The following is a 776-nucleotide window of genomic DNA, read 5'->3' on the forward strand; positions in this document are numbered from 1 at the left end:
CTGGCGCAGCGCGGTGCCGGCGCTGTCGCGGGTGAGCTCGAACCACCACGCGGCGGTCTCCCCGCCCTCGGCGTCCGCTTCGACGGTCCACTCGAACAGCCGCCCCGGCTCCCAGCCGGTCACGGTGGACACCGTGGTCCAGCCGCCGCGGGCCGCGTGACGGTGGTGCGCGCGCAGCCTCGCGCCGAGGCCGGGGACGTCACCGTCGAGCCACTCGGCGTGCTGCATCTCGGTCGACACCCGGGCCAGGAACTCCGGGTCGGTCACCAGCTCCCACACGGCCTCGGGTGGTGCGGCGACCCGGGCGGTGGCCTCGGTGGTGGGCCCATCGGCGTAGCGCATGCGACCTCCTCGTCGTCGGGCCACGGCGGGTCAGCGCTCGTCGGCACCCCCGCGCAGCAGGTAGGTGTCCATGATCCACCCCTTGCTCTCGCGCGCCTCCGCCCGGAGGGCCACGATCTCCTCGGTCACCTCGACGAGGGGTCCGGCGACGAGCAGCTCGTCGGGCGTACCCAGGTAGGCCCCCCAGTAGATGTGCAGCTCACGGCGCTGCTCGTCGGGCAGTGCGGCGAAGGCGGTGCGGCCGTCGAGCATCACGACGACGTCGTCGACGTCGGTGGGCATCCCCTCGGCGATCCGGCGCCCGGTGGTGATCAGGACCGGGCGGCCGACCCGGTTGAGGATCAGCCGGTGGGCCGCGGCGAGGGCCGCGACGCTGGAGATCCCGGCGACCGACTCGACCGACCACTGCTGCCCCGCGACGTCCAGGACCCGGT

The 776-nt window shown here is 74.5% G+C and carries 2 protein-coding genes; both read right to left on the reverse strand.

Annotated elements, in window-relative coordinates; genetic code table 11:
• Positions 1-342 (reverse strand): SRPBCC family protein (locus D8M34_RS18505; protein ID WP_148113116.1); only part of this gene is annotated, 342 nt, incomplete at its 3' end.
• Between the two features lie 30 nt (positions 343-372).
• Positions 373-776 (reverse strand): SAM-dependent methyltransferase (locus D8M34_RS18510; RefSeq protein WP_126894738.1); only part of this gene is annotated, 404 nt, incomplete at its 5' end.

Source organism: Microbacterium sp. HSID17254 (genome assembly GCF_003989315.1).
GTDB lineage: Bacteria > Actinomycetota > Actinomycetes > Actinomycetales > Microbacteriaceae > Microbacterium.